30 protein-coding genes are annotated in these 26,074 nt (G+C 57.9%); 20 read left to right on the top strand and 10 right to left on the bottom strand.

The window, feature by feature from the left end; genetic code table 11:
• The first annotated feature begins 21 nt into the window (after positions 1 to 21).
• The 4 genes from ccmA to ccmD all read left to right on the top strand — a co-directional run bounded on the left by ccmA (position 22) and on the right by ccmD (position 2,306).
• On the top strand, positions 22 to 651 hold the full coding sequence (gene ccmA / locus Q0746_RS14975) for a heme ABC exporter ATP-binding protein CcmA (RefSeq protein WP_298261701.1): 630 nt from the start codon (positions 22 to 24) through the stop codon (positions 649 to 651).
• Positions 648 to 1,304 carry a heme exporter protein CcmB gene (ccmB, locus tag Q0746_RS14970; RefSeq protein WP_298261699.1) on the top strand — a complete coding sequence of 219 codons (657 nt, stop codon included), beginning with the start codon at positions 648 to 650 and terminating at the stop codon, positions 1,302 to 1,304. The genes ccmA and ccmB overlap by 4 nt, the downstream gene beginning before the upstream one ends.
• A gap of 80 nt (positions 1,305 to 1,384) precedes the next feature.
• The gene (locus Q0746_RS14965; RefSeq protein WP_298261697.1) at positions 1,385 to 2,113 is read left to right on the top strand and encodes a heme ABC transporter permease; all 729 of its coding nucleotides are present in this window, start codon (positions 1,385 to 1,387) and stop codon (positions 2,111 to 2,113) included.
• Between the two features lie 28 nt (positions 2,114 to 2,141).
• Positions 2,142 to 2,306 (top strand): heme exporter protein CcmD, encoded by a 165-nt coding sequence (ccmD, locus tag Q0746_RS14960; protein WP_298261695.1) that lies wholly within the window; start codon positions 2,142 to 2,144, stop codon positions 2,304 to 2,306.
• Positions 2,307 to 2,312: 6 nt separating this feature from the next.
• Here ccmD and Q0746_RS14955 read toward each other — a convergent pair whose 3' ends face one another.
• From Q0746_RS14955 to Q0746_RS14945, 3 genes are all read right to left on the bottom strand, one after another.
• Positions 2,313 to 2,810, bottom strand: a complete 498-nt coding sequence (locus Q0746_RS14955; protein ID WP_298261693.1) for a winged helix DNA-binding protein — start codon at positions 2,808 to 2,810, stop codon at positions 2,313 to 2,315.
• 94 nt (positions 2,811 to 2,904) lie between these two features.
• On the bottom strand, positions 2,905 to 3,183 hold the full coding sequence (locus Q0746_RS14950; protein WP_298261691.1) for a succinate dehydrogenase assembly factor 2: 279 nt from the start codon (positions 3,181 to 3,183) through the stop codon (positions 2,905 to 2,907).
• Complete coding sequence (locus Q0746_RS14945) at positions 3,180 to 3,572, bottom strand: helix-turn-helix domain-containing protein (protein WP_298261689.1); 393 nt, start codon at positions 3,570 to 3,572, stop codon at positions 3,180 to 3,182. Before Q0746_RS14945 ends, Q0746_RS14950 begins: the two co-directional genes overlap by 4 nt.
• 94 nt (positions 3,573 to 3,666) lie before the next feature.
• On the opposite strand from Q0746_RS14945, the gene Q0746_RS14940 reads away from it, so the two are divergent.
• The 4 genes from Q0746_RS14940 (at position 3,667) to Q0746_RS14925 (ending at position 8,124) form a co-directional block, all read left to right on the top strand.
• Entirely contained in the window at positions 3,667 to 4,869 is a 1,203-nt protein-coding gene (locus Q0746_RS14940) for a pyridoxal phosphate-dependent aminotransferase (RefSeq protein WP_298261687.1), read from the top strand.
• A gap of 313 nt (positions 4,870 to 5,182) precedes the next feature.
• Positions 5,183 to 6,595, top strand: a complete 1,413-nt coding sequence (locus Q0746_RS14935; RefSeq protein WP_298261685.1) for a tetratricopeptide repeat-containing sulfotransferase family protein — start codon at positions 5,183 to 5,185, stop codon at positions 6,593 to 6,595.
• Between the two features lie 132 nt (positions 6,596 to 6,727).
• The gene (locus Q0746_RS14930; RefSeq protein WP_298261683.1) at positions 6,728 to 7,135 is read left to right on the top strand and encodes a hypothetical protein; all 408 of its coding nucleotides are present in this window, start codon (positions 6,728 to 6,730) and stop codon (positions 7,133 to 7,135) included.
• Positions 7,132 to 8,124 (top strand): hypothetical protein, encoded by a 993-nt coding sequence (locus Q0746_RS14925; protein WP_298261681.1) that lies wholly within the window; start codon positions 7,132 to 7,134, stop codon positions 8,122 to 8,124. The genes Q0746_RS14930 and Q0746_RS14925 overlap by 4 nt, the downstream gene beginning before the upstream one ends.
• Here Q0746_RS14925 and Q0746_RS14920 read toward each other — a convergent pair.
• Entirely contained in the window at positions 8,121 to 9,470 is a 1,350-nt protein-coding gene (locus Q0746_RS14920) for an MATE family efflux transporter (protein WP_298261679.1), read from the bottom strand. The genes Q0746_RS14925 and Q0746_RS14920 overlap by 4 nt on opposite strands.
• A gap of 173 nt (positions 9,471 to 9,643) precedes the next feature.
• On the opposite strand from Q0746_RS14920, the gene Q0746_RS14915 reads away from it, so the two are divergent.
• The 3 genes from Q0746_RS14915 (at position 9,644) to Q0746_RS14905 (ending at position 13,192) form a co-directional block, all read left to right on the top strand.
• Positions 9,644 to 9,919 (top strand): hypothetical protein, encoded by a 276-nt coding sequence (locus Q0746_RS14915; RefSeq protein WP_298261677.1) that lies wholly within the window; start codon positions 9,644 to 9,646, stop codon positions 9,917 to 9,919.
• Positions 9,920 to 10,256: 337 nt separating this feature from the next.
• Positions 10,257 to 12,209: a DNA topoisomerase IV subunit B gene (gene parE, locus Q0746_RS14910; RefSeq protein ID WP_298261675.1), complete on the top strand. Its 1,953-nt coding sequence runs from the start codon at positions 10,257 to 10,259 to the stop codon at positions 12,207 to 12,209.
• 29 nt (positions 12,210 to 12,238) lie between these two features.
• Positions 12,239 to 13,192 (top strand): DUF3578 domain-containing protein, encoded by a 954-nt coding sequence (locus Q0746_RS14905; protein ID WP_298261673.1) that lies wholly within the window; start codon positions 12,239 to 12,241, stop codon positions 13,190 to 13,192.
• Positions 13,193 to 13,516: 324 nt separating this feature from the next.
• Here the strand turns inward: Q0746_RS14905 and Q0746_RS14900 are convergent, their stop codons facing one another.
• A complete protein-coding gene (locus Q0746_RS14900; RefSeq protein WP_298261671.1) occupies positions 13,517 to 13,906 on the bottom strand; it encodes a c-type cytochrome in 390 nt (129 codons plus the stop codon).
• A 107-nt stretch (positions 13,907 to 14,013) separates the two neighbouring features.
• On the opposite strand from Q0746_RS14900, the gene Q0746_RS14895 reads away from it, so the two are divergent.
• Positions 14,014 to 14,697, top strand: a complete 684-nt coding sequence (locus Q0746_RS14895) for a hypothetical protein (protein ID WP_298261669.1) — start codon at positions 14,014 to 14,016, stop codon at positions 14,695 to 14,697.
• A gap of 18 nt (positions 14,698 to 14,715) precedes the next feature.
• Positions 14,716 to 15,435: an SDR family NAD(P)-dependent oxidoreductase gene (locus tag Q0746_RS14890; RefSeq protein WP_298261667.1), complete on the top strand. Its 720-nt coding sequence runs from the start codon at positions 14,716 to 14,718 to the stop codon at positions 15,433 to 15,435.
• Positions 15,436 to 15,843: 408 nt separating this feature from the next.
• Here Q0746_RS14890 and Q0746_RS14885 read toward each other — a convergent pair whose 3' ends face one another.
• Complete coding sequence (locus Q0746_RS14885) at positions 15,844 to 16,449, bottom strand: pyridoxamine 5'-phosphate oxidase family protein (RefSeq protein ID WP_298261665.1); 606 nt, start codon at positions 16,447 to 16,449, stop codon at positions 15,844 to 15,846.
• 107 nt (positions 16,450 to 16,556) lie between these two features.
• On the opposite strand from Q0746_RS14885, the gene Q0746_RS14880 reads away from it, so the two are divergent.
• Positions 16,557 to 17,006, top strand: coding sequence for a DMT family transporter (locus tag Q0746_RS14880; RefSeq protein WP_298261662.1), 450 nt, complete (start codon positions 16,557 to 16,559; stop codon positions 17,004 to 17,006).
• Here the strand turns inward: Q0746_RS14880 and Q0746_RS14875 are convergent.
• The 4 genes from Q0746_RS14875 to bamE form a co-directional block, all read right to left on the bottom strand.
• Positions 17,003 to 17,977, bottom strand: coding sequence for an Ldh family oxidoreductase (locus Q0746_RS14875; protein WP_298261660.1), 975 nt, complete (start codon positions 17,975 to 17,977; stop codon positions 17,003 to 17,005). The genes Q0746_RS14880 and Q0746_RS14875 overlap by 4 nt on opposite strands.
• 3 nt (positions 17,978 to 17,980) lie before the next feature.
• On the bottom strand, positions 17,981 to 19,798 hold the full coding sequence (locus Q0746_RS14870) for an ATP-binding cassette domain-containing protein (protein WP_298261658.1): 1,818 nt from the start codon (positions 19,796 to 19,798) through the stop codon (positions 17,981 to 17,983).
• Between the two features lie 40 nt (positions 19,799 to 19,838).
• Positions 19,839 to 20,576 (bottom strand): GNAT family N-acyltransferase, encoded by a 738-nt coding sequence (locus Q0746_RS14865; protein ID WP_298261657.1) that lies wholly within the window; start codon positions 20,574 to 20,576, stop codon positions 19,839 to 19,841.
• 107 nt (positions 20,577 to 20,683) lie between these two features.
• The gene (bamE, locus tag Q0746_RS14860; RefSeq protein ID WP_298261655.1) at positions 20,684 to 21,157 is read right to left on the bottom strand and encodes an outer membrane protein assembly factor BamE; all 474 of its coding nucleotides are present in this window, start codon (positions 21,155 to 21,157) and stop codon (positions 20,684 to 20,686) included.
• Between the two features lie 104 nt (positions 21,158 to 21,261).
• Here bamE and Q0746_RS14855 point away from each other — a divergent pair, with 104 nt between their 5' ends.
• The 6 genes from Q0746_RS14855 to Q0746_RS14830 all read left to right on the top strand — a co-directional run bounded on the left by Q0746_RS14855 (position 21,262) and on the right by Q0746_RS14830 (position 26,019).
• The gene (locus tag Q0746_RS14855) at positions 21,262 to 21,804 is read left to right on the top strand and encodes a DUF177 domain-containing protein (RefSeq protein WP_298261653.1); all 543 of its coding nucleotides are present in this window, start codon (positions 21,262 to 21,264) and stop codon (positions 21,802 to 21,804) included.
• Between the two features lie 191 nt (positions 21,805 to 21,995).
• The gene (rpmF, locus tag Q0746_RS14850) at positions 21,996 to 22,202 is read left to right on the top strand and encodes a 50S ribosomal protein L32 (RefSeq protein WP_298261651.1); all 207 of its coding nucleotides are present in this window, start codon (positions 21,996 to 21,998) and stop codon (positions 22,200 to 22,202) included.
• A gap of 50 nt (positions 22,203 to 22,252) precedes the next feature.
• Entirely contained in the window at positions 22,253 to 23,344 is a 1,092-nt protein-coding gene (plsX, locus tag Q0746_RS14845) for a phosphate acyltransferase PlsX (protein ID WP_298261649.1), read from the top strand.
• Positions 23,341 to 24,318, top strand: coding sequence for a beta-ketoacyl-ACP synthase III (locus Q0746_RS14840; RefSeq protein ID WP_298261647.1), 978 nt, complete (start codon positions 23,341 to 23,343; stop codon positions 24,316 to 24,318). Before plsX ends, Q0746_RS14840 begins: the two co-directional genes overlap by 4 nt.
• A 113-nt stretch (positions 24,319 to 24,431) precedes the next feature.
• Complete coding sequence (ihfA, locus tag Q0746_RS14835) at positions 24,432 to 24,734, top strand: integration host factor subunit alpha (protein WP_090215710.1); 303 nt, start codon at positions 24,432 to 24,434, stop codon at positions 24,732 to 24,734.
• Between the two features lie 28 nt (positions 24,735 to 24,762).
• The gene (locus tag Q0746_RS14830; RefSeq protein ID WP_298261642.1) at positions 24,763 to 26,019 is read left to right on the top strand and encodes a MerR family transcriptional regulator; all 1,257 of its coding nucleotides are present in this window, start codon (positions 24,763 to 24,765) and stop codon (positions 26,017 to 26,019) included.
• Positions 26,020 to 26,074: the final 55 nt, after the last annotated feature.

The raw sequence follows: 26,074 nt of genomic DNA, 5'->3' as shown, positions 1-26,074 counted from the left end.
TGATGCGATAGGCGTAAATTGATGAAATTTGGTGTTGAAAATCTTTCGTGCCGACGGGGCGATGTGACGGTACTCACTGGCGTGTCCTTCGACGTCGCGGCTGGAGAGGCCTTGATCCTTCGCGCCCCAAACGGGGCTGGCAAGACCACATTGCTGCGCTGCTTGGCCGGTCTGACGCCGCCGGTATCGGGAAGGGTGAAATTCTCGACCGATGACGTCGCCTATGCGGCACATGCCGATGGGCTGAAATCCCAACTCAGCGTTGAAGAGAACCTCCAGTTTTGGGCGGATATTTTTGGCACGCGCGACATCATGCCCGCCGTTGTTGCCTTTGAGCTGGCCGATTTGTTGACCCGCCGCGCGCAAGATCTTTCCGCGGGGCAAAAACGGCGTCTGTCCTTGTCGCGCCTGATGCTCACCGGTCGGATGATCTGGGCTTTGGACGAGCCGACCGTGTCCCTCGACGCCGAGAACGTTGCCCGGTTCTCTGCGGCGGTGATCGGGCATTTGGCACAGGGTGGATCTGCGATCATGGCTACTCATATTGATCTTGGGTTGCCGTCCGCGCGCACGCTCGACATTTCTCCGTTTCGCGCCATTTTGCAAGACACACCCTCCGATGACCCTTTCTTGGACGAGGCGTTGCAATGATCGCCCTGTTGCGCCGTGACATAAAGCTGGCGATCCGCGCGGGGGGTGGTTTTGGGCTTGGCCTTGCCTTCTTCCTAATCCTTGTTGTCCTTGTGCCATTTGGTGTCGGCCCCAACTCTGATATCTTGGCGCGGATCGCTCCTGGCATCTTATGGGTCGGCGCATTGCTGTCTTGCCTGCTGTCTTTGGACCGCATTTTCCAACTCGACTATGAGGACGGAACCCTTGACCTTTTGGCGACCGCGCCACTTCCCCTAGAAGCCGCGGCCTCTCTGAAAGCTCTGTCCCATTGGCTGACCACGGGTTTGCCGCTGACCGTCGCCGCCCCCTTTTTGGGGGTCCTGCTCAGCATGCCGAGCGAAGCCACCCTTTGGCTTGTGATTTCCCTTGCTTTGGGAACCCCTGCGCTTTCGATGCTTGGCACATTTGGGGCCGCTTTGACTGTCGGGTTAAAACGTGGCGGCTTATTGGTCTCTTTGTTGGTCCTTCCCCTTTATATGCCCACATTGATTTTCGGAGCCGAAGCTGTGCGGCGCGGTGCGGAGGGGCTACCTACGTCATCCGCCTTGCTATTCCTGGCGGCAATCACCGCGGGATGCACAGCCCTGCTGCCCTTCGCATCAGCGGCAGCCCTACGCATGAACCTGCGCTAACAGGCTTCGCACGCAGACGTGAGGCGTGACCCGCCGCAAATCCCATTGCCCCATGCTGGGCCATACAATAACAGTAGCGCATGTCACTCTGGGAATACGCAAATCCAACCCGCTTTATGCAGACGTCCGGCAAGGTGTTGCCGGTGGTGTCTGTTTTGTCCCTTGCCTGCCTGTTGATCGGGCTGGTTTGGGGGTTTTTCTTTACGCCTGACGATTATCGCCAAGGCTCCACGGTGAAGATCATCTATCTTCATGTGCCCAGCGCGCTTATGGCCATCAATGCATGGCTGATGATGCTGGTGACCTCCCTGATCTGGCTCGTGCGCCGTCACCATGTGTCGGCCCTTGCCGCTAAGGCCGCCGCACCGATTGGGATCACGATGACACTTATCGCACTGATCACCGGTGCTATTTGGGGGCAACCCATGTGGGGCACCTATTGGGCGTGGGACCCGCGCCTGACATCGTTTTTGATCCTGTTCCTCTTCTACCTTGGTTATATGGCACTTTGGGCTGCGATCGAGAATCCAGATACGGCTGCCGATCTCACGTCGGTTTTATGCCTCGTTGGATCCGTCTTTGCTCTTCTCTCACGCTATGCGGTGAACTTCTGGAACCAAGGCCTTCATCAGGGCGCTTCGCTGTCGCTGGATAAGGAAGAAAATGTCGCGGATGTGTTCTATCTACCGCTTCTTGTCTGTATCGCCGGTTTCGTTTTGTTGTTTGTGGCACTTGTGTTGCTGCGCACCAGTACCGAAATTCGCAGCCGCCGAACCAATGCTCTCATTTCTCGTGAGCGGTTAAGTTGACCTGCTCCCCGTCGCGACCAAAGGATTTTTGATGCCTGATCTTGGAAAATACGCCGACACAGTCTTGTCCGCCTATGTGGCCTCCATCACACTCCTTATCGGGCTTGTGGTGCTGTCCGTCTGGCAATCGCGCAAAGCCCGCGCCCGCCTCGCCGAGGTTGAGGCACGCCGCAATGCTGCGAAAGCTGGATGACGCCATCTAGTAGATGTACCGGATTTGATCGGACCAGTATCGCTCCATTCGGTGCAAGGAATGGTTGATCGTATCAATCCCTTCATTGCCCAAAATACCTTTTTCTTCCAAGCCGACAGCGTGGCGTTCAAATAGCACCGATACGTGGTTACGGACTTCGCGGCCGCGTTCTGTCAATCGAACGCGCACGGAACGGCGATCAATCTCGCAACGCTGGTGGTGCATATACCCCATCTCAACCAGTTTCTTAAGATTGTACGAGACATTCGACCCTTGATAGTAACCGCGTGATTTCAACTCTCCCGCCGTCACTTCATGCTCCCCGATATTGAAGAGCAGCAAAGCCTGCACAGAGTTGATATCCAAAATGCCCAAGCGTTCGAATTCGTCCTTGATCACATCCAATAACAGCCGGTGAAGCCGTTCGACCAACGCGAGGCTTTCAAGATAACCCGCCATAAAAACACGCGCCTGAGGGCTGGCGACTGGGTTGTGCATGCTCATTCATTTTCTCCGTCTGCAAATGCTCGCAGAATGGAAATAACGAGAGAATCACCAAGAAACGGTTAAATGAGGCGAAGTTTTCAACAAACCAGTTTCAAACGGTTTTGGCCCCTGCGACAGCGCGCGCCATCAAGCCCGAGAATTTTGCAGGCGCTTCCGACTGGCCGGACGCCCATTGATACATGTCATGATCGCTTTCGCTTAGCATCTCGTCATAGAGCGCCAGATCCTCATCTGACAGCTCGTCCAGCTTATGTTTGGCAAAACCGCCAAGGATAATATCCATTTCCTTGATTCCGCGTCGCATTGAACGCATTTTCAGCCGCCGTAGCTTGGTTTCACGAGGCTCGTTCTGTGGGCCAACCTCATTCATTCCGGTGTCCTTAGCAATTTTCCAAGCCGCTTTTCCAGCCGCCCCAAATGGTCGGTCATCCGGCCAAATTCAGCCTTTGTGCGGCGCAATTCCAGCAAAATGTCTTTCACGTCGCCTGTCAGCTCCAGCTCCCCTTCCGGAGCCCCAAGGCCTTCGCCCTCGCCCGTCAGCAACCAACGCATGGAGACGTTCAATATCCCTGATATCATCGACAATTTGTTGGCGCGTGGTTCGTCAACATCGTCTTCCCAACCGCGGATAGTTTTCAGTTTCACACCCAGCTTTTTGGCCAGTTCTTCTTGTTTTAACCCCTGTGCATCGCGCGCCGCTGCGACGCGGTCTCCGAAAGTTGCGTTGTCGTTGCTAAAGTAGCTATCTTCGTCGTTCATTGTGAACTCCTGCCTCGGGGGCGTTATCGCTTGATTGCGTGCCAGCCTATCCGTAAGACCCTCATGTCCATTATTCAACCTGACGAGGCGTCACATGTCCTTCCTCTCCAAGACTCTCTCCCGCGTAAAACCTTCTCCGACCATTGCCGTCACCCAAAAGGCGACGGAGTTGAAACGCGCAGGTAAGGATGTCATTGGCCTTGGCGCCGGTGAGCCGGATTTTGACACGCCGCAGAACATCAAGGACGCCGCCGTGGCTGCTATCGCTGCGGGCAAAACCAAATACACCGCCCCAGATGGTATTCCCGAGCTGAAGGAAGCAATCTGCGCGAAACTGAAACGCGAAAACGGGCTGGAGTACACGCCAAGCCAAGTGTCCGTTGGCACAGGGGGCAAGCAGATCCTCTATAATGCGTTGATGGCGACTATGAACGAAGGTGATGAGGTGGTGATCCCTGCCCCCTACTGGGTGTCCTACCCTGATATGGTGCTGCTGGCGGGGGGGACTCCGGTCATTGCAGAGGCCTCCTTGCAAACCAACTTCAAGTTGACCGCCGACCAGCTAGAGGCCGCGATCACCCCGAAAACCAAGTGGTTTATATTCAACTCCCCCTCCAACCCCACGGGCGCGGGCTACACACGCGAAGAGCTCAAAGAGCTGACCGACGTCTTGCTGCGTCACCCGCATGTTTGGGTGATGACGGATGATATGTACGAACACCTCGCCTATGATGATTTCGAATTTTGCACCCCCGCCGAGGTTGAACCCGCATTATACGAGCGCACCCTGACCTGTAATGGCGTATCCAAAGCCTATTCGATGACGGGTTGGCGGATTGGATACGCGGCTGGGCCGGAAAACCTGATCGCAGCCATGCGCAAGATTCAATCGCAATCCACGTCCAACCCCTGCACGATCAGCCAATGGGCGGCAGTCGAGGCCTTGAACGGGACGCAAGACTTCCTTGCGACGAACAATGAGACATTCGTGCGCCGCCGCAACATGGTGGTCGAGATGTTGAATGCCGCCGAAGGGATCTCCTGCCCGACCCCAGAAGGTGCGTTCTATGTCTATCCGTCCATCGCGGGCTGCATTGGCAAGACCACTCAAGCAGGCACGACGATTTCCGATGACGAAACCTTTGCCACGGCGCTGTTGGAGGAAACGGGTGTAGCGGTGGTTTTCGGGGCAGCCTTTGGGCTAAGCCCGAATTTCCGCGTCAGCTACGCGACCTCTGATGAAAACCTCAAAGAGGCCTGCCGCCGCATCCAAACCTTCTGTGCGGCGTTGAGCTAACCCTTTTGGTGGGCGGTAATTCGCCCACCAAAACCTCACGGATTTCGGACATTACCCCAACCTTCCTTATTTTTAAGGGGATGGGGTAGCTATGCATTTTCTGCACACCAGATGTGCAAAAAACGAGCAAGACATTCTCCATATTTCTCGTCAATGTTGAACTGAACAGATTAGTACAATTTGTTCAGCTTGACCCGCCCTTTTATTGGCGCGGGCCCAAACATAATTTTTAAAAGCTACGCAACTTCAATGAGTTGCGTGAACGTCCTGTGCTGTTCGGCGCAGGTCATCTGTAAGGTATTGGACTGACCACATGGGGCGCATTGACCAACATATCCTTCAGGCACGCAAACAGGCTGCCGCTGGAAATCTTGCCGGAGCCGTCAAATCAACCACCCATGCAATGGTCGGAAATCCTCGCGATGAAAACCTCAGGTTGTTTCGCGCGCGGCTGTTTCACGCCTTGGGTCGTCATCACGAGGCGATGTCAGATTTGGCCGCGCTGAAGAACAGCCCCGGCACACTGCAGCTGGCTCTGTTTCATGCGGATGTGGCCGAAGCTGCGGGGGAGTGCGCCGTGGCCGTTGACGCGCTGTCTTACGCCATCCCCAAAAGCGAAACACCTGCGCCTTTGCGCGCCCGACGTGCGGTTATGCTTCAGTCGTTAGGCGACTTCAAAGGCGCCACGCGTGACCTGCAAGAGGCAATCAGCCTTACGCCGGCAGACGGGGAGCTGTATCGATTGCTCAGCGGGCTCCACCGGTTCTCGGATGGTGATCCTTTGTTGGATCAAATGCAGCACTTGCGCCAAACGATGCCAGAGGGAAGCTTTCCCGCGGCACATATGGATTTCGCGATCTCTAAGGCACTCGATGACATCGGGGACGTTATTGCTTCCTTTGAGGTCCTGCTCAGGGCCAACGCCGCCATGCGTGCGATGACCCCCTATGACCCAGAGGCACGAACGCAGCAGCTTGAGCGCTACAAGCAAACCCTCGGCGATCTTCCCGCCGCGCCGATCACCACCGCACAGCGTGCCGCGCCGATCTTCGTCACCGGCCTGCCCCGTTCGGGGACCACATTGGTGGAGCAGATCCTTTCCACCCACCCCGACGTCACAGGCGGCGGCGAAATGGCGCTCTTTGGCCCGTTGATGCGCAAGATCATGGGCGATCCGGCGGGATCTGCCGGGCTGACGGCATCCGCCAAACAGATGTCAAAGCTGGGCCACGCCTATTGCACATCCGTAAGCGCCAAACACCCAAAGTCTCTGCGCGTCACGGATAAGTCTATCCAAACTGCGTCCTATATGGGGGCGGTGGCGGCGGCTCTTCCAAATGCGCAGTTCATCGTTGTGCGCCGCAATCCAAACGGGAACGCTTTGTCTTTGTTGCGTCAGGTGTTTCAACCCGGAGTGCAGAGCTTTAGCTACAATCTGGATGATATTCGCCATTATCAGCAGGGTTTCGACGATATCGTGTCCTTCTGGCAAGAACGCCTCGCCGATCGGGTTCATGTCGTGGACTTTGACCAACTCACCGAGGCACCAGAGCCAAACACACGTGCCCTTTTAGACAAAGCAGGGTTAACTTGGGATGCGGCTTGCTTGCATCCCGAAAAGAACACCCGCTCGGTTCAAACGTTAAGTGCCGTTGCCGTGCGCAAACCCGTCTCCTCGACGGCTGCGCATAAGTGGCAACGCTATGCGGCGCAATTGGCCTCATAGGATTTCCGGCTTAATCACTCCATTCTAGCGAGCAGAGGCCTTCCAGAGGGTAGGAAAAAACATTATTCCGAACCCGAGTTTGCTGTGATAGCGTCCCATGACATACAAATAATAACGGGTTAAACCGAGCAAATGTCAGCCGAGCTTCCAGAGTTTTACTTCAGAGTCCGTGAAAACGGGGCCACCGTGTTTCGGGTGGATACAGAAAATCGCCAGCGCCGCATCGAGATGAACGAAATCGCGATGGCCAACATCCGCAATGGGCAAATCAAGCCGCATGGGGATCATGAGCTTAGCGCCGAAGAGCTTGAGGTCATTCAGGACTGGATGGAAGAGCGCGTCGCCGTAATGGCCACCCGCGACATTGACGACATCTACCGCGCGATTGATTACCTGAACCTGACCACCCATTGGGCCCAAACCCGCGCCGAGGAGGACCAGCTGGACGAGGTCACTGACGCACTGCTGCTTGCGATGCACGACCTGCGCTCCGTATTGGTGCGCAAGAAGGCGGATAGGTTGATGAAAGGCCGAGGGTGATCTGGCCATTCAGGTCTGCTGCCCCCCAGCCTGCCGCCCCCCAGCCTGCCGAAGTCACAGCGCCCCCAGAGGCCCCGCTTTGGAGCCAGCTTGACGCCTGTGGCATCCCCTTTCGCGATCCACTTGGCGACTGGGTATCCAATCTGCACCTCACTGCGTCCGGCTGGTGCGACGGGTTGGACCAATGCGTCCCCAACGCCACCCGTCCCTTCATCCCAAGCCTTGATGTGGCGCTTCATGCACAGGTTTTAGCGCAATCCGATATGGAGGCCCCGCCTCTCTACCTATGTGGCGCCGTGCAAAAACTGGGCGATCATCGCCTGAACTACGCCCGATCCATCTCCGAGTTATCCCGACTTTTTGGCAAGGGCGCAGAAGTCAGCGTTTCCAATACTGTCGCGCGCGAGTGGCGCTTCGGGTTGGCGCGGCTTCGCTGCACGGTCTTTCCACCGGACAAAGGGCTCAACATTGGCCCCAATGAACGCCACGAGCGTTTCCCAAACACGGTGGAAGAGGCCTCTATCACTATCGAGACCGGCTGGCGCCCCTCATTGAGCCAAAGGGAGGCCGATATCTGCGCGCAGGCCGTGAACCTCTGGGCATTGCCCGACGCATCCCAAAGGCCGCCCGCCGCCGTAGCCCTAACCAAACACAGTCGCGACTGGCCTTTGGCGCGGCCTCCCCTGTCGCAAGGAATTGCAGTTACGCCACAAAACGATGTGCTGATGGTTCGCGCAAGTGGCGTTGTTGACGTCTTTTTGGCGGGTCAGATCACGTCTCTGACGCTTGATCGGCTTACCCCCGCACGGGGCGGGGCGCAGGCGCAGCTGGCGGCCAACACCGCGAAGACCTGCCGTGACGGCATCGTGGATCATCCTCAGGTGATTGCGTCAATCGATGGCGCGATAGATGGGCTGGATCGTTGTGCGGCCGATCTGGCTTCGAAGCTGGGGGTTCCGTTGAAAACAACCACCCAGCCAAACGACTAGGCCGCGCGCAAGCTGTTCAGCACCCGCATGTAGCGCCACCACAACGCAGCACTTGCAAAGACCAAGCCAATCACCAGCCCGACCCAGACCCCAACGCCACCAAAGCCCAAGGTCACGCCCAATACATAGCTCGCGGGGATGCCAAGCCCCCAGTAGCTGAGCGCGGTCGCAACCATCGGCCAACGGGTGTCTTGCATCCCGCGCAACAGGCCCAAGGCCATTACCTGCCCCGCATCCACCAGCTGGAACAAGGCCGCAACTGCCAGCAAACTGGCCCCAATTGCCAAAATCGCGCCGCGATCGGGGTCATCTGGCCCCAAGAAGCCTGTCATCAACACCTCTGGGATAGAGAGGAACATTGCCGTTGTCACAAGGACCACTCCCATGGACAGCACCATGATCGCCTTTGCGCCAAGCGCCAGCCCTGCCCAGTCGCGCCGCCCTAATGCCCGCCCCGCGCGCACGGTTGCAGCTTGGCTCAGGCCGACATGGATCATAAAGGTCGCGGCGGTGATCTGCAGCGCAATGCCATGCGCGGCCAGTGGCAAGGTGCCGATCAGCCCGATAATCAATGCCGAGGCCGAAAACATGCCGCTTTCCGCCAGATTGGTCAGCCCGATTGGCCACCCCAATCGGAAGACCTCGCGAAAGGCTTCGGGGTCGGGGCGCCAAATGCGGGTAAAAAGGGCATGCTGACGTGTCTCGGCGCTTTTCGCGACATAGAGAGCCAAAACCAAAAGCGTCAGGGTTTGCGCGACCACTGATGCAATGGCGGCCCCGCGCAGCCCCATTTCAGGTGCGCCAAAGTTCCCAAAGATAAGCGCGTAGTTCAGTCCAGAATTCACCACCAGCGCCAAAAGTGTCACCCAAAGAACCACTGCCGTGCGCTCCAACGCCGCCAAGTAGCTTTTGATCACCATCACCAACAAGGACGGGACCAACCCCACCCCCACGATCGCCAAATAGTCCTGCGCCATCAACGCAAGGGCCGGATCTTGCCCCAAGGCCCGCAAAACCGGTGCAGACCAAACCAAAAGCGGCAAAAACACCAAGGAATACAGCACCGACAGCCATAACCCCATGCGGGTCACCCTGCGAATACGGGTGCCGTCGTCAGAGGCCGCCGCCTCCGCCACCATCGGCATCACAGCAAAGGAAAACCCCGCCCCCATGATGAAAACGACGAAGAAGAACGACGTCGCCAACACACTCGCGGCAAGGGCGGTGACGTCATACCACCCCAACATGACCGTATCGATCACATGCACAGAAAACTGCGCCAAATGCGACCCAACCAAGGGCAGGCCTAGGACAAGCACGGCGCGAATATGTTGGGCAAAGTTCATCCTCCAGCCTTAGGAGGAAGCCCCAGCTTGGGCAAACCATTTTGCGTGGGGGTGAACAAAACAAATAGCGATGGATGAAATGTCACAACCCTGCCCCTATTGCGCCCAGCCACGGCTTCAATTGTAGCGCTACAATCCCCCGAACCAATGTAAGTAACGAGAGACATGTAGAAATGAGCAACGCTAAACTCCGCATCACAGCGCGCGCCACCTTTGCCCGCTTTCTTCGCGACACATCAGGTGCCGTCACGGTTGACTGGGTGGTCCTGACAGCCGCTATCGCCGGTATCGGCATTGCAGTCACCGCAGCCGTCAGACCTGGTGTCGGGAATGCGTCCGAGGACATCGACGCTTGCTTGGACATCCAAAGCGCGGCTTGGTCCGATAGTGGTGGTGGGTCTCACTCTCAACGTTTGGAAACCATGAAGGCCCAATGCGCGGCCATCTAGGCCCTTAAAGCGCGTTTTCCCGTAACCTTGACCTGCGGCCGAAACGGCATCGCTTGCGGCGGTGGGGTGTTCGGTCTCGTTACCGCGGGGTGAGGCGCTTGCCAGCGCCCTGCCCCTTTGTCACAACAAGGATCGCACAAGCAACGCGTGGCTTTCGCTTGCTCTTTGGGTCCTATTTTCAAATGTGTCCCTCCCTATCTGATCAGGCGTCCCGCGGGGTGATGATGCCGGTTGCGTCAAGCGGGGGTATCTCTCTTCACCTGATGCGCCGTCGCCCCTTCCCCCTCCTCGCGCCGTCTGCCATAATCGCCTTCAAGCAACAAAAATGAGCAGCGGTATGAGCGACCTTCTTAGTCAGGGCCAAGACGACTACAACGCCTCCTCCATTGAGGTTCTCGAAGGGCTGGAGCCCGTACGCAAACGCCCCGGCATGTATATCGGCGGCACGGACGAGCGCGCGCTGCACCATTTGGTGGCCGAGGTTCTGGATAACTCTATGGACGAGGCCGTCGCCGGTCACGCCAATCGCATCGAGGTGACGCTGAACGCCGATTACTCCATCACCATCTCTGACAACGGGCGCGGTATTCCGATTGATCCGCACCCCAAGTTCCCTGACAAATCTGCGCTGGAGGTCATTCTATGTACCTTGCACGCGGGTGGTAAATTCTCTGGTAAGGCCTACCAGACGTCCGGCGGTCTGCACGGGGTTGGGGCCTCGGTGGTCAACGCGCTCAGCGACAGCATGGTCGTGCAAGTCGCCCGCAACAAAGAGCTGTTCGAGCAACGTTTTTCGCGCGGCATCCCCTTGGGCCCCGTGGAAAAGGTCGGACAAACTCAAAACCGTCGCGGCACCACGGTCACCTTCCACGCTGACGATGAAATCTTCGGCAAGCACCGCTTCAAGCCCGCCCGCCTGTTCAAATCCATCCGCTCCAAGGCCTATCTGTTCTCGGGCGTGGAAATTCGCTGGAAAACCGAAATAGACGACGGCGAAACCCCCGCCACCGCGACTTTCCACTTTCCGGGTGGCTTGGCCGATTACCTGTCCGAAACCTTGGGCAAATCAACCACCTACGCCGATGCAGCCTTCGCAGGAACCGTGGATTTCAATGAGAAATTCGGCGCACCCGGCAAGGTCGAATGGGCCATCAACTGGACGCCCGCGCGCGACGGCTTCATCCAAAGCTATTGTAACACCGTCCCCACGCCTGAGGGCGGCACCCATGTCACCGGCTTCTGGGCCGCGATCCTGAAGGGTATCAAGGCGTATGGCGAGCTGACCAACAACAAAAAGGCGGGCCAAATCACCCGTGACGACCTGATGTCGGGCGGCTGTGCGCTGGTCTCTTGCTTTATCGCCGAGCCCGCTTTCGTCGGGCAAACCAAGGACCGCCTCTCTACCGAAGCGGCCGCAAAAATGACCGAAGGCGCTGTGCGCGACCACTTCGATAACTGGCTGGCGGCGGATACGAAATCCGCAGGCGCCATCCTCGATTTCCTTGTGTTGCGCGCCGAGGAACGTCTGCGCCGCAAGCAAGAAAAAGAGACCTCCCGCAAATCCGCGACCAAAAAGTTGCGCTTGCCTGGAAAACTGACGGATTGCACCTCCAAAAATCGCGAAGGAACCGAGCTGTTCATCGTGGAGGGCGACTCGGCCGGTGGCTCCGCCAAGGGCGCGCGCAACCGCGTGAACCAAGCGCTTTTGCCCTTGAAGGGGAAAATCCTCAACGTATTGGGCGCGGCGTCAAGCAAGCTGCATTCTAACTCCGAGATCAACGATCTTTGCGAGGCTTTGGGCGTAGGCATGGGGACGAAATTCAACGTCGAGGACCTGCGCTACGACAAGATCATCATCATGACCGATGCGGATGTCGACGGCGCGCATATCGCGTCGCTGCTGATGACGTTCTTCTTCGTGCAGATGCGCCCGCTGATTGACCAAGGCCACCTCTATCTGGCCTGCCCGCCGCTCTATCGCCTGACCCAAGGCCCCAAGCGCCTCTATGTGCCGGACGATGCGGCCAAAGACGCCGCGCTGGAGAAAGGCTTGGGCGGCAAAGGAAAAATCGACGTGCAGCGCTTCAAGGGTCTGGGCGAGATGGACGCGAAGGACCTCAAAGAGACCACGATGGACCCAACGTCGCGCGTCCTCATCCGTGTCACCGTGCAAGAGGACGAGCCGGGCGAGACCGGTGATCTGGTCGAACGCCTGATGGGGAAAAAGCCGGAAATGCGGTATGAGTATATCCAGCAGAACGCGAAGTTTGTTGAGGATGTGGATGTATGAATGATGACGGATTGAAGAGGAACTAGCATATGCTTCACCAAATGCTTGCGCGCCTTGCCCGAGAATATGCCCACGCAAGAGTTAAACCATTTGCAGAAAGTGAGTTCGGAAACTTTGTACGCCACGACATTGCAATTGAAGCGAAAAAGCAGCTGATCTTCCTACCTTTCGCGTTGAATGTTAAGGCAAGCGTTGGCGCAGGAGTATGGGCCTCGGTGCCGTGGTTAGGGTTCTTTGATCCGTTAATTACTAAGAGCGCCACAACAGGTTTCTACGTTGTCTACCTAATCAACCCTCATACTCAGGACATTTTTCTTTCACTGAACCAAGGGACAACGCAAGTTTATCAAGAGTTTGGAGAAAGCAAGGGCCGCGAAGTTCTCAAAAGAAGAGCCCAAGATATGGCACTGCGAGTTCCAGAGTTTTCCAAGCACTTTAACACGAGCGAAATAAACTTAGGCTCCACGGCATCGTTGCCTACCGGGTACGTGGCTGGTCACTCGTTTGGCAGAAAATACAATGCCGCCTCAATTGATGAGGGTTCTTTTTATGAAGATCTGCAACAAATGATCTATGCATATGAAACTCTAATTGATCGAGGTGGCTCGACACCATCTGATGTCATGCAAGAGGAAGCTGGTTCCAAAGATATTGAAGAGACTAGACGGTATATTCTGTCAAGAAGGATAGAGCGTTCAGAAAGCGTTCGAAAGGAAGTCCTGAAGGCGCTCCCGCCAATCTGCCAAGGATGTAATCTCGACCCAGCGATTCATTACAATTACAGTGGAAAGCTTCAAAACACCCCCTTAGACGTTCACCACTCGAAACCGATCAGTGGCCTATCCGAAGGTGAAACAAGAAGATACCAGGTACCCGACGACTTTATGGTATTGTGCCCAACTTGCCATCGCATGATTCATAAGCAAAACAACACCGCAGATCTTCAAGCTCTAAAGGAAACGCTCCAGTTTTTGCACAAATGAATTCGGGAAATGCATACCTTGAATGACTACGCTGGGACTTCCACGACACCATAGCCAAACTCCTCCCCCCCAAACTGACCTGTCGCAACACCAGCCAAATCGCCGCCCCGTCATACCGCAGGTTTGCCTTCGGCAAAACGGGGCGCCCTCTCACACATCTTCGATGTGTTGCCGGCAATGGACGGCGATGCCTCTCACACATTGCTTGCAATGTGTTGCCGGCAGTCGTTTCCAAGAAAACGACGAGAGGTGGCGGCCTGCGGCCTTGATTCCACGCTGGATGTTCTGCCCGACATAAGTCCGACAGTTTGCAGACCGCCAAAATCACTCCACCTGAATACTTTCCAAATACTCCGCCACCGCCAATAACGGCTGCGGCACGGGCGTCATCACCCCGTCCAATTCGATCTGGTCCATAGGCCCGCCAAACCAGCTGCCAAACTCCGGCATGGCCGTCTCGAATGACGGGTTGCGGTGGAAGCCGTCGATTGTGCTCAGCACCCGCACCATCGGAAAAACGCCGCCGTTACGGGCGCTTAGCGTTGTCAGGTTCGCGGGTTTGCGTTGCAATCCGGCCCCGACCCAGCCTGATCCCGTGCCATCCGCGCCGTGACAGGCGGTGCAGTTTTCCGCATATAGCTGCGCGCCGGTTGGGGGCTCTGGGCTGGCGCAGGCCGCCACTGCTCCGAGCGCCAGTAAATAGATGAGTTTCATATGTGCCTCCACGATCAGTTAACGCAATCTTAGCACTCTGCACCCTCCCCGCTTTGCGCCATGTCAAACCCCTTGCCCTGCCCGCGAACTCTTGCCACTGTGCCGCCATGCGCCTGCTGATTTTCCTTGCTTTCGTTGCCCTGACCGCCTGCGGGCGCCCCTTGTCCGAGGCCGAATTGCGCTTCGCGACCGAGTTCCACGGGCCCACGTTAGACGCCCGCAAAATACGCATTCGCCGCGCGCCGGCGCTTAAGCTCTATCGTGCCACCTATCCCACGCCGCCACGCACCACCTGCGCCCAAAAGCTATTCCCCCCGAACACCGAACCAACGATCACCGGATCCCCGGGGGCCACGGTTTTGTTCAATACAATCAACGTGAACCCAGATTTTATCGCCCGTGACTACATGCCCGCCTATCCAGATGCCGCGCATATTTTGGCCGCGATGTTTTTGGCGCATGAGTTTGTTCATGTGTGGCAATGGCAAAACCACGAGCTGACGGGGTACCACCCGCTCAAGGCCGCAAAAGAGCATCAGACCCAGCCCGATCCATATCTGTTCGAGTTGACCACCAACCCCGATTATCTGGAGTTCGGCTACGAGCAACAAGGCGCCATCGTTGAGGAATATGTCTGCTGCGCGACCCTTGCCCCGAAAGCCCCGCGCACCTCGCGCCTTGAGGCCCTGCTGAGCCCGTATTTCGACCTCGCCGCCATGACCGGCCGCCTTGACCGCACCAAGATGGTGCTGCCTTGGCGCGACGTCGAGTTGAAAGGAATTTGTGACTGAGCATCGGGAGGACCCAGAATGAATACGTACGATATGACTGGCCGTGTGGCGGTGGTGACGGGGGGCGCACAGGGCATTGGGCTGGCCGTGACCCAGCGCTTGCAAGCCTCCGGCGCAAAGGTCGCGGTGTGGGATATGCAGGACGCCACATCAGGTGATTTCAACACCAAATGCGACATCGCGGATATGGCGTCGGTCACAGAGGCGCTCGCCGCATCGGTCGCGGCCCTTGGTCCGGTGGATATTTTGGTGAACTCTGCGGGGGTTGCGGGGCCAAACGCCCCGGTTACTGAATATGACGATGACGCTTGGGCGCAGATCATCGCGATCAACCTGACAGGGACCTATAACACCATTAAGGCCGTTCTACCCAGCATGCAGGCGCGCAATTATGGCCGCATCCTGAACATTGCCTCCATTGCGGGCAAAGAGGGCAACCCGAACGCCTGCGCCTATTCCGCCTCAAAGGCGGGCGTCATCGGCTTCACCAAATCCGCCGGCAAAGAGAACGCGGGGCAGAATATCGCCGTGAACTGCATCACCCCCGCCGCTGCCCGCACGCCGATCTTTGATCAGATGAGCGAGGAGCACATCGGCTACATGCTGTCCAAAATCCCGCGAGACCGCTTCTTGGAGGTCGAAGAGGTGGCCAATATGGTCGCATGGATCGTATCCGCAGAAAATTCCTTTACCACCGGCGCCGTCTTCGACCTATCCGGTGGGCGGGCCACCTACTGACCCAAAGGCCTGCCGCGCCAAAACCCTTGCGCGACGGGATAATATCCCCCCCGCTAAAGCAAAAAATGCGGGGGACATTTGTGAAAGCGATGCCGCGTGGTTTGCGTCTGAGCTGCTTGGACGCCTTAGAGTCCTGCCCTGCCCAATTGCGCGATCGAAACAGACTGCGTTTGGAAAGCGACTGGCGATACACTGGAGCTCACTCAAGCCCCGCGCGGAGTTTGAAATTCTGCAGGCTTTCGATTTTTCCAAACACAGCTTCAATGTCATCACGGTAGAGCATAATTACGCGCTCCAACGGGAACAAATCCGCTCGCTTTTGACCGCGCAGGGCTACCGTCGTGTCTTTGAAAGCGTGTCTCGATTTGATGACTGGTATTTGGGTCCGGCGGTAGAGTTGCCTGCGGCCTAGCTATCCTTTGCCGCCAGCAGCGCTTCAAGTTCGGCAATCCGCGCGCCCATTTGCGTCATCGCGTGTTGAATCTCGTCGCGCGTGTAGCGCTCGGTTATGTATTTGGGGCAGTTCCACTCATAGCTGGCCACGCGCACGACCATACCGCGCTCCACCTGCCGGTCGTCGGCCCCAGCGCCAAGCTGCACCATCAACGGGTCGTCCTTTGCGATGACGCGGGCGTGCCCAAAGAGCTTGAGCCGCGTTTTACTGGCGTAATCGATAAAAAACAAAGCCACGCGGTCATTCTGTGCGATGTTTCCGGTGCTGATGTATTGACGGTTGCCGACATATTCTGCCCAGCCGAATTCCTGTGCATTGAGGGGTTTGATGAACCCCGCAGGACCGCCGCGGTGCTGCATATAGGGCCAGCCCGTCTCCCCGACAGACGACATGTAAAAGCTATCACGGGCCGCGATATAGGTAAGCTCGGGCGGCGTGAGTTGCGTCTTCATGCGTTTGGGGGAGGCTTCGTATTTCTCATATAGCTTGCGGCTGCCTTCAGCCTCTTGCAGGGCTTTGACGGCGGGCGTGAAGGCGATCTCGTGATAGGCATTTGGCATGGGCTTGCTCCAATATCGTCCGTGCAGCTTAACTGCCTGCTTGCGCTTTGCCACCACTCTATGCATCACTTCCGAGCGAACGCCCCAAAATCAAGCGATACCCCGCCATGAGCAACACGACATATGCCCTCATCATGCTTGCAGCTGGAATTGGAATACCCGTCCTTGCAGCGTTGAACGCCAGTCTGGGGCGCACGATTGGCGCGCCCGCGGCGGCCTCGGTGGTGTTGTTTGCCGTGGCCTTCCTAAGTGCGTTGCTGGTGGCACTTGTCACAGGACCAGCAGCCATCGCCAAAGTTGCGGATGCGCCGAAGCACTTGTTGTTCGCAGGGGTGTTGATCGCCTTCTATGTGCTGACCATCACCTATATCGCCCCACATTTTGGCGTCGGGAATGCCGTGTTCTTCGTGCTTTTGGGGCAGTTGATCTCTGCGGCGATGATCGATCACTTCGGGCTGTTCGGGGCCACGCAGACCTCCATTACGGCGCTGCGCGCAGCGGGGATCGCGGTGATGGCAGGCGGCGTATTCCTGACCCAGATCACCGGCAAGCCTTAGGTCAAACCCAGCAGCTTTTCCCATAAACTATCAGCAACTTGCACCTGTGCCTTAAGGTCACGTGCTGCTCCGGGGATGCGCGCATCCGGCTGTTGTGCGACGGCGTCCACAACGCGGGCAATTCGTGCGTCAAAGGCATCTGTGTAGGTGCCCGGGTCCATCAGCATATAGAACTGGCCCAGCCCGTGCGGAGGCCCATCAGCCAACTTCAGCCCCCCGACGTCAAGCGAGTTGACCGATCCCGTCATCCCTGCGGCCAAGACCTCCCCCATCAGCCCGAAGCCCCAACCTTTGTAGCCTCCGGCAGAAACCAATGCCCCTTGCAGGGCAGCTTCGGGGTCGGTGGTTGGTTGCCCCTGCGCATCCACGGCCCAGCCAAGGGGGATTTTCTCGCCTGCGGATTTGGCCATGGTGATTTTGCCCAAAGCCACGGCAGAGGTTGAGAAGTCGAAATGCATCGCTGGCGCGTCTTGTCCTGGCACGGTCATGGCAATCGGGTTGGTGCCGATCACCGCTGCGTTCCCATTTGGCGGGGCCACCACCGGAGAGGCATTGGTAAACCCGATGCCGATCAACCCAGCAGCTGCGATCTGCTCGGTGAAGAACCCAAGCGAGGTGCAGGTATGCGCATGTGCCACGGCCAAGGATGCGGTGCCGTTTTCTGTGGCCGCTGCGACGGCTTCGGGCAAGGCGCGCGCAAAGGCTGCTTGGGCAAAGCCGAATTTCGCATCCGCCTTCACCGCCCCAGGGCGCGGGCGTGTCACCTCTGGCTCCACAACGCCGTTTACCCGCCCAGATGTCAGCTGCAAACAATAGCTTTCAAGGTAATACAAACCGCAAATAACGTTGCCCGTTTCCTCTGCGCGGCGAATTGCGCGGGCGACTTCGGCAGTCACCCAAGGGGCTGCGCCATGGCGGGTCAAGGCCGCGACACTTAAGGTTTCAATCTCTTCAAGTGTCACTGTCGCCATGCGTTAGCCCGCCTTTTCCTCGAGATGCATCCATTCTTCCTCGGCAGCGTCCAAGACGGCTTGCCGCTCCACCAGCGCATCTGTGGCCTTTTGGAATTTGGCCGGATGATCGGTGAATAGATTTGGATCAGACAGGAACTCAACCAATTTGGCAATCTCTGCTTCCAAGCGCTCCATTTCAGCGGGCAGTGCTTCTAGGCGGTGCTTCTCGGTGAAGGACAATCCGCCGTCCGTGTTCTTTTCCTCCGCCGCTTCGCGCCCTTTTTCACGGCGCGACTTCACCGGTTTCTCGGACAGAACCGTCGCGTCTCCGGCTTCGGCGGCCTGCGTTTTATAGTCGGACCAACCGCCGGCATAGACCGTCGCATTGCCGTCCTTCAGCGCCACTGTGGTCGAAGCCACACGGTCCAGAAAATCACGGTCGTGGCTGACAAGGATCACCGTGCCGTCATAGTCCGAGATGAGTTCCTGCATCAGGTCCAGCGTTTCGATGTCCAAGTCGTTTGTCGGTTCATCAAGGATCAGCAGGTTGCTGCTTCGCGCCATGATCCGCGCCAGCAATAGCCGCGCCTTCTCACCGCCCGACAAGGACTTAACCGGCGCGCGCGCCTGCCCTTCGTCAAACAAGAACTCCTTAAGGTATCCGACCACATGTTTGGGGTTCCCCCGCACCATAACATGGTCACCTTGCCCGCGTACGCGGGTGGCGGGGTCTTCGGTCATTGCAGACCACAAGGTGTCTTCGGGGTTCAGCGCAGCGCGGTTCTGATCAAAAACCGCCATCTCCAGATTGGTGCCAATTTTCACGGTGCCACTGTCGGGGGCGACCTCTGCGGTCATTAATTTCAACAGCGTGGTTTTCCCCGCGCCATTGGGTCCGACAAGGGCGATGCGGTCGCCGCGGTTCACCTTCAATGAGAAGTTCTTAACAATGGTCTTGTCACCGAACGCCAGTGACACATCGTCCATCACAAACACCTGCTTGCCCGACTTCGGCCCCGCATCCAGCGCCATCGCGGCGGCCCCTTGGCGTTTGATTTGGCTGGCTTTTTCCGCCCGCAGATCCTGCAAGGCACGCACGCGCCCTTGGTTGCGTTTGCGGCGCGCGGAGATGCCCTCTACCGCCCAACGGGCTTCGGCCTTGATCTTGCGGTTCAATTTGTGGCGTTGCTGGTCTTCTTCTTCCCACATCTTGTCACGCCATTCTTCAAAGCGGTCGAAGCCCTGCTCTTGCCGCCGCACTTGGCCGCGGTCGACCCAAAGAGTGGCGCGGGTCAATGCACGCAAGAACGCCCTGTCGTGTGAAATCAGAATGTAGGCTGCGCGGGTCGAGGACAAATGCCCCTCCAGCCATGCGATGGCCTCAATGTCCAAGTGGTTGGTTGGCTCGTCCAGAAGCATCAATTCAGGTGCTTCGGCCAACAGTTTTGCCAAAGCCGCGCGGCGCCGCTCCCCGCCGGAGGCCGCGTCAACCTTGGCCTCAAGGTTCAACTTCAGCCCCTCGGCCGCACTCAACAGCTTGTATTCCTCGCTGGGGTCCATATCGCTCAGCGCGAATTCCCCAAGCGTGTCGAACCCCGTCAAATCGGGCTCTTGGTGCATGTAGCCGGTGGTCACACCGGGGGCCAAGAAGCGTTGGCCGGTGTCTGGCTCAATCAAGCCGCCCATGACTTTCATCAAGGTCGATTTGCCCGATCCGTTGCGCCCCACAAGGGCCACGCGGTCGCCGGGTTGGACCACAAGTCCAAGATCGGAAAACAAGGGATCGCCGCCAAAGTTCAGCGAGATGTCGGTCAGTTGTAAATGCGGTGTACGTGCCATGAACCACCCGCTACGGGGTCCGCGCTACGGCGTCAACTCATCAGCCGGCGACAGCGCGCAAAAGCTGCTTTCGTTTGGGCGGAATCGTCCCGATTTCCAGTCCGGTGAAGACATGGAGCGTGTTGAGCTCTGCGTCAATCACCGCATGGTCACTCACCCAGCCCCCCATCAGCAGGTAGCTGCGCAGCAAAGGGGGCATGTTTTTCATCGCGACTTGCAGGTCGGGTCGGCGCAACCGCAGCTTGCGCGCAAAGGGGAAGATCGCCGGTGCCTTCACCCGAGGCAGCCAGCGTTTGGGCGCCAAATGGCGATCTTTCAGCAAGGAAAAACTGTCCAGATAGGTCTCTTCGGAGGTGCCCTTGAAGGAGGAGCACCCAAACAGCATCTTCACACCGGTGTCATCGATATAAGCCGTAAGCGCGCCCCAAGCGACGCGCAGGATATCTGGGTCGGCGTGATCGGGGTGGACGCAAAACCGCCCCAACTCGACCATCGGCCCTTGGTATTCAATCAAAGGGGATAGCCCGTAGTGCTGCGCCGAGTAGCTTTGGTCGATGTCTTGGCCGTTCTTGAACAACATTAACCGAAAACAGCAAACCAATTCGCCACTGGCCGCGTCTTCTACCAACATATGTTCGCAGCGCGCGTCGAACTCATCCGTGTCAACGGTCGCCCCCTGCCCCCGAAAGGCAAGGGCCCGCAGCCGTTGCGCGGCCTCTACATCGCATCTGCTCGTCGCCAAACGAACGTCATATCGGCCTTTGCTCAACAGCGGCATGCGTGCGTCCTCCAATGTGCGACCCCCCGACCATGGGGCCACATCGTGTAGATTACCTAAGTGTCATCCTAGGCATTCTGCAAGCATGTCGAGGTGCAATCGTCGTATTAGCTGTCGCCAACCGCTTCGCCTAGGTCGATCCGGCCGAAGTTGCGAATGATCTGGCGGATAAATGTGACGTCGCGAACGGTGCTCTCGGTCACACGGCGCGACAAGGTGATGACGCGCCCGTCTTGCAACCCGAAGCGCTCCACATTTTGCAACACTTCGTCTTCGCTGAAGCGCAAAACCAGCACCTCGCGGTCAATCTCTTTGGGCTTCTTGTAGGCGAAGTGGCGTATTTTGCTGCCCACGTAGTACCAATCCCCCCCGCGCAAGACCCCCGAAGACGACGGCTTGCCGACCAGATCTTCTACAGACCCGCGGGTATCCACGCCCACGGTCAACGACTGCAGGTCTTCCTCGACGGGGATATAACCGTGATTTCGGATAATTTCCGCACAGCCAGCCACGACCATCAACGCAACCGCTGCACCCAACCGGACCAACCGCGACGCCTGTTTGTTCTTACCGTGCCGCATGCGCGACCCCCGTTTATTGTTCGTGTCTTGCTCTACTCGGGCCCAAAGGCTTACAGAAGGACTTACAGAAGGACGCGCAAGTGATCAAGAAAGATAGCTCCCCTATGGCTAAGACAACCGTGCTGCGACTGGCAGACCTGCCCAACCGCAAACCCACCCACATTAACTACACACCTGATGCAGAGGTCCTCAAACAACTCGCCTCGGAGATGGACCTCTCCGCCTTGCGCAAGCTGCGGCTCGAGGGGACGCTAAAGCCTCTGGGAAACCGAGACTGGCAATTGGATGCCCGCTTTGGCGCAACAGTGGTGCAGCCTTGCGTCGTGACGCTGGACCCCGTGTCCACACGCATTGAAGAGAGTGTCGAGCGCCGCTACATCGCCAATTGGGAAACCCCCAGCGACGCCGAGGCCGAAATGGATGGCGACGATATCTCCGAGCCCCTGCCCGAGGCGATTGATCTGACCGAGGTGGTTGCCGAAGCCTTGGCTCTGTCGGTGCCCCGCTACCCGCGCGCGGAAGGTGCGAAACTGGGGGAAATCAACGTCACCGAACCCGGGCAAGAGGCCATGACTGACGAGGATGTGAAGCCATTTGCTGGGCTTGCCGCGCTGAAAGCCAAGTTGGAAAACCCCGAAGACACCTAGCCGCGGGCGGTGAATGGTGCGAATCGTCTTGCCAAACGCCGCGGAATAGCTATTTTCCGCGCTTCTTGAGATTATGGCTCTGGACGGGCGGTGAGCGAGGCGTTAGACGCGCACAGAACACCGTCATTCAGACGCTTACACTGACACACGGGCCTTTCTTTACAGGCCCCTTAAACACCAAAGGTTGAGACATGGCCGTCCAGCAGAATAAAGTTTCCAAGTCACGCCGCAACAATCGCCGTGCTCACGACGCGCTGGTGGCTGCGAATCCTGACGAATGCAGCAACTGTGGCGAATTGAAACGCCCACACCACGTTTGCCCATCTTGCGGCCACTACGCAGAGCGCGAAGTTGTTGCTCAGGCAAATGAAGTCGATCTGGACGAAGACGCCGCATAAGCATAGGCTGCCTCGCAATCAATAATGCGAAAACACAGGCAGGCTTTCAGGTGAGTTCAACTGACACAGTCATATCAATTGACGCTATGGGCGGGGACTTGGGCCCCGCCGCTGTCGTTGCGGGTATGGCAAAATCCGCAGCTATAAATCCCGAGCTGCGTTTTATCGTGCACGGCGACAAAGCCGAGCTAGATAAGCATATCGCCAAGCGCCGCATCGCGGACCGCTGCGAAGTACGCCACACCGATGATGTGGTCACAATGCACGAAAAGCCCTCGCATGTGATGCGACACGGCAAAGGCACCTCCATGTGGTCCGCCATCGAGGCGGTGCGCAATGGCGATGCCTCTGTCTGCGTTAGCTGTGGGAACACCGGCGCCCTTATGGCGGTGTCGATGATCCGTCTGCGCAAGGTGCCGGGCGTCAACCGCCCTGCCATCGCCTGCCTATGGCCTTCGCGCAACCCGTCCGGCTTCAATGTCATGCTGGATGTCGGCGCGGATATCCGTGCGGACCAAGATGATTTGCTGCAATACGCCCTGATGGGCCTCAGCTATGCGCGCAACGGCTTCGGGTTGAAACGGCCGCGCATCGGGTTGCTGAATGTCGGCACTGAGGAACACAAAGGGCGCGCCGAGCTGAAGGTCGCCCATGAGATGATCGAAGCCGCCGCTGCCGACAATGACTTCGACTTTGTGGGCTTTGTGGAGGGCGGAGACATTCCCTCCGACCGCGTTGACGTCATTGTCACGGATGGGTTCACCGGAAATGTCGCGCTGAAGACTGCCGAGGGCACCGCCAGCTTCATCTCGGAGCGACTGCGCGAAGCTTTCAAATACACCCCCCTCTCGCGGGTCGCTGCCTTGTTGGCCTACCCGTCACTGCGTCGCCTAAAGAAACGTATCGATCCGCGCCAAGTGAATGGCGGGGTCTTCTTGGGGTTGAACGGGACGGTCGTAAAGTCCCACGGCTCTGCGGATGCCACCGGTGTATCCGCCGCAATCAAGCTGGCCGTTCAGTTGGATCAATCAGGTTTCGGTGAGAAACTCGCCGCGCGGGTTGCATCCGTTAACGAAGCGGGCCAAATTGGTGAACCTGCCTCAAAGACGCCAGATGCGCCAAAGGACAAATCCAGCACATGACAATGATCCGTTCCGTTCTACGTGGTATGGGCCACGCCCTGCCCGAGCGTGTGGTAGAAAACGCCGAGCTTGAAACAATTGTGGACACCACAGATGCTTGGATCAAATCCCGCTCTGGAATTGAGCGCCGCCACTTCGCGGCCGACGGGCAAACCACCTCTGATCTAGCCACAGACGCGGCGCGGGCCGCATTGGCAGATGCCAAGATGGATGCCTCGGACATTGACGCAATCGTTGTGGCCACGTCGACACCCGATACAACCTTCCCCTCGGTCGCCACCATGGTCCAAGGCAATCTTGGCATGAAGAACAGTTTTGCATTTGACGTGCAGGCCGTCTGCGCGGGCTTTGTCTTTGCCATGTCCAACGCAGATGCGTTGATCAAATCCGGTCAGGCCAAACGCGTTCTGGTGATCGGCGCGGAGACATTTTCGCGGATCATGAACTGGGAAGATCGCACCACTTGCGTGTTGTTCGGTGATGGCGCGGGTGCCGTGGTCCTTGAGGCCGCCGAAGGTGCTGGCACCCCTCAGGATGCCGGTATTCTGGCGACTGATTTGAACTCCGACGGCAGCTATCGCGACCTGCTCTATGTCGACGGTGGCGTCTCTAAGACCCAGACAACCGGTGTGTTGGTCATGCAGGGCAAAGAGGTGTTTCGCCACGCGGTCGAGAAGCTGGCCAAGACCGCCGAGGCCGCCCTCGAGAAGGCCGGATTGGGCGATGACGACGTCGATTGGGTGGTGCCGCATCAGGCCAATTTGCGGATCATCAAAGCGACGGCCACAAAGATGAATATCTCGATGGATCGGGTGGTTGTGACGGTGCAAGATCACGGGAATACCTCTGCCGCATCGATTCCCCTTGCCCTGTCGGTGGCCAAGTCCGAGGGCAAATTTGCCCCCGGTCAGCTGCTTGTGATGGAGGCAATTGGCGGCGGATTGGCATGGGGCTCGGTCGTTTTGCGGCTTTGAGCGGGGAAAACCACCTCAATCCGCGCATAAAGTGCGCAATCCAAGCCCTTGATATTGACTCGGAAATTCCCCCAAGCCTATCGTCGTAAAAATATTTAAATAAGGGGGACCACATGACTGCCAAAACATTGACCCGCATGGATTTAAGCGAAGCCGTATTCCGAGAGGTCGGCCTGTCGCGAAATGAAAGCGCAGACTTGGTTGAAAGCGTCCTCAAGCACATGTCGGACGCATTGGTCTCCGGCCAGCAAGTCAAGATTTCGTCCTTCGGTACATTTTCCGTGCGTGAAAAATCTGCGCGTGTCGGCCGCAACCCGAAAACCGGCGAAGAAGTCCCAATTCATCCGCGCCGCGTGTTGACCTTCCGTCCCTCTCATCTAATGAAGGACCGCGTCGCGTCCGGCAATAAATCCTGACCCGCCTGACTTAAGGGAGGTCTGATATATGGCAACCAAAGCGCGTGATGCGTTCCGCACCATTTCCGAAGTGGCCGACTGGCTAGATGTGCCCGCACATGTGCTGCGCTTTTGGGAAAGCAAGTTCACCCAGATCAAGCCCGTGAAGCGCGCCGGTGGCCGCCGCTATTATCGTCCAATTGATATGGAATTGATCGGCGGCATCAAGAAGCTGCTGCATGACGACGGCATGACCATCCGCGGTGTGCAGAAGATGTTGAAAGAAGACGGCGTGAAGGCCGTCAGCGCAATGTCTCCGCCTTTGGATGGCGTTGAGGAGGCTTCATCCCCACGCACCCTGCGTCGCAAAAATGAGGTTCTTGAAGCCGCCGTTGATGATTCCATCGAAGACGATACAGGCAGCGACCCAGTTCAACATGATGAGCAAGAAGCCGTAGACGCGTGGAACGCCGACGCCAAGACCGAAAGCAAGGGCACCCCAGCGGCCCCCAAACACACGTCTTTGGATATCACAGCCTCACCGGATTTGTTCAGCCATGCTGAAGATGCGCCCGCTGCTGCGCCGGTTGAAGAGGACACCGCCGAAGACGCGCCCCAACAAGAACAAGAAGACGTCCCCGAGGCCCCTTTCATCGATGTCGAGGAAGAAGAACCGCAACTGGGGGGCGACAACGTCGTCGAGCTGAACAGACGTCAAGAACCCGCTTCCAGTTCAGAGCCTGAAGCCGCGCCTGAGCCTGAAATCGCACCGGAGCCCGAAGCGCAAGCCGCACCGGAGCCCGAGCCACAAGCCGAGCCGGAGCCCGAAGCGCAAGCCGCACCGGAGCCCGAAACACCAGCCGAGCCGGAGCCCGAAGCCCAAGCCGCGCCGGAGCCCGAAGCACCAGCCGAGCCGGAGCCCGAAGCGCAAGCCGAGCCGGAGCCCGAAGCGCAAGCCGAGCCGGAGCCCGAAGCGCAAGCCGCGCCGGAGCCCGAAGCACAAGCCGAGCCGGAGCCCGAAGCGCAAGCCGCGCCGGAGCCCGAAGCGCAAGCCGAGCCGGAGCCCGAAGCGCAAGCCGAGCCGGAGCCCGAAGCCGAAGCGCAAGCTGCCCCAGTGGAGGTGCCTGCAACTGTCGAGCCAACCGCGCAAACATGGCAATTGTCGGATGCACAAGTTGTCTCTCAAAACGTGAAGCGAAGGCTGCGCGGTAGCGATGCCGCTGCGTTGCCTGCGGATGAGATCGCCCCGATTGTTGCCCGCCTTCAGGCGTTGCGTGACCGCTTGGCTGGCAATCACGAGCAATAAGGCGTTTGTGGCTAGATGATTTCTTTGGCCGCGCAATATTCTGGTCAACCCCCTT

The organism is uncultured Litoreibacter sp., assembly GCF_947487515.1.
Taxonomy (GTDB): Bacteria; Pseudomonadota; Alphaproteobacteria; order Rhodobacterales; family Rhodobacteraceae; genus Litoreibacter.
This window is presented reverse-complemented; position numbering and strand designations above follow the sequence as displayed.

Bases quoted from the DNA above. Each gene is read 5' to 3' on its own strand.
- Q0746_RS14900 (WP_298261671.1), bottom strand. From the start codon at position 13,906: ATGAAACTCATCTATTTACTGGCGCTCGGAGCAGTGGCGGCCTGCGCC.
- Q0746_RS14895 (WP_298261669.1), top strand. From the start codon at position 14,014: ATGCGCCTGCTGATTTTCCTTGCTTTCGTTGCCCTGACCGCCTGCGGG.
- ccmA (WP_298261701.1), top strand. From the start codon at position 22: ATGAAATTTGGTGTTGAAAATCTTTCGTGCCGACGGGGCGATGTGACG.
- ihfA (WP_090215710.1), top strand. From the start codon at position 24,432: ATGACTGCCAAAACATTGACCCGCATGGATTTAAGCGAAGCCGTATTC.
- Q0746_RS14875 (WP_298261660.1), bottom strand. From the start codon at position 17,977: ATGGCGACAGTGACACTTGAAGAGATTGAAACCTTAAGTGTCGCGGCC.
- ccmB (WP_298261699.1), top strand. From the start codon at position 648: ATGATCGCCCTGTTGCGCCGTGACATAAAGCTGGCGATCCGCGCGGGG.
- Q0746_RS14955 (WP_298261693.1), bottom strand. From the start codon at position 2,810: ATGAGCATGCACAACCCAGTCGCCAGCCCTCAGGCGCGTGTTTTTATG.
- Q0746_RS14830 (WP_298261642.1), top strand. From the start codon at position 24,763: ATGGCAACCAAAGCGCGTGATGCGTTCCGCACCATTTCCGAAGTGGCC.
- Q0746_RS14885 (WP_298261665.1), bottom strand. From the start codon at position 16,449: ATGCCAAATGCCTATCACGAGATCGCCTTCACGCCCGCCGTCAAAGCC.
- parE (WP_298261675.1), top strand. From the start codon at position 10,257: ATGAGCGACCTTCTTAGTCAGGGCCAAGACGACTACAACGCCTCCTCC.
- Q0746_RS14870 (WP_298261658.1), bottom strand. From the start codon at position 19,798: ATGGCACGTACACCGCATTTACAACTGACCGACATCTCGCTGAACTTT.
- Q0746_RS14890 (WP_298261667.1), top strand. From the start codon at position 14,716: ATGAATACGTACGATATGACTGGCCGTGTGGCGGTGGTGACGGGGGGC.
- Q0746_RS14945 (WP_298261689.1), bottom strand. From the start codon at position 3,572: ATGAACGACGAAGATAGCTACTTTAGCAACGACAACGCAACTTTCGGA.
- Q0746_RS14940 (WP_298261687.1), top strand. From the start codon at position 3,667: ATGTCCTTCCTCTCCAAGACTCTCTCCCGCGTAAAACCTTCTCCGACC.
- Q0746_RS14840 (WP_298261647.1), top strand. From the start codon at position 23,341: ATGACAATGATCCGTTCCGTTCTACGTGGTATGGGCCACGCCCTGCCC.
- Q0746_RS14915 (WP_298261677.1), top strand. From the start codon at position 9,644: ATGAGCAACGCTAAACTCCGCATCACAGCGCGCGCCACCTTTGCCCGC.
- Q0746_RS14930 (WP_298261683.1), top strand. From the start codon at position 6,728: ATGTCAGCCGAGCTTCCAGAGTTTTACTTCAGAGTCCGTGAAAACGGG.
- Q0746_RS14855 (WP_298261653.1), top strand. From the start codon at position 21,262: ATGGCTAAGACAACCGTGCTGCGACTGGCAGACCTGCCCAACCGCAAA.
- Q0746_RS14935 (WP_298261685.1), top strand. From the start codon at position 5,183: ATGGGGCGCATTGACCAACATATCCTTCAGGCACGCAAACAGGCTGCC.
- Q0746_RS14950 (WP_298261691.1), bottom strand. From the start codon at position 3,183: ATGAATGAGGTTGGCCCACAGAACGAGCCTCGTGAAACCAAGCTACGG.
- Q0746_RS14880 (WP_298261662.1), top strand. From the start codon at position 16,557: ATGAGCAACACGACATATGCCCTCATCATGCTTGCAGCTGGAATTGGA.
- Q0746_RS14905 (WP_298261673.1), top strand. From the start codon at position 12,239: ATGCTTCACCAAATGCTTGCGCGCCTTGCCCGAGAATATGCCCACGCA.
- Q0746_RS14965 (WP_298261697.1), top strand. From the start codon at position 1,385: ATGTCACTCTGGGAATACGCAAATCCAACCCGCTTTATGCAGACGTCC.
- Q0746_RS14865 (WP_298261657.1), bottom strand. From the start codon at position 20,576: ATGCCGCTGTTGAGCAAAGGCCGATATGACGTTCGTTTGGCGACGAGC.
- Q0746_RS14920 (WP_298261679.1), bottom strand. From the start codon at position 9,470: ATGAACTTTGCCCAACATATTCGCGCCGTGCTTGTCCTAGGCCTGCCC.
- bamE (WP_298261655.1), bottom strand. From the start codon at position 21,157: ATGCGGCACGGTAAGAACAAACAGGCGTCGCGGTTGGTCCGGTTGGGT.
- rpmF (WP_298261651.1), top strand. From the start codon at position 21,996: ATGGCCGTCCAGCAGAATAAAGTTTCCAAGTCACGCCGCAACAATCGC.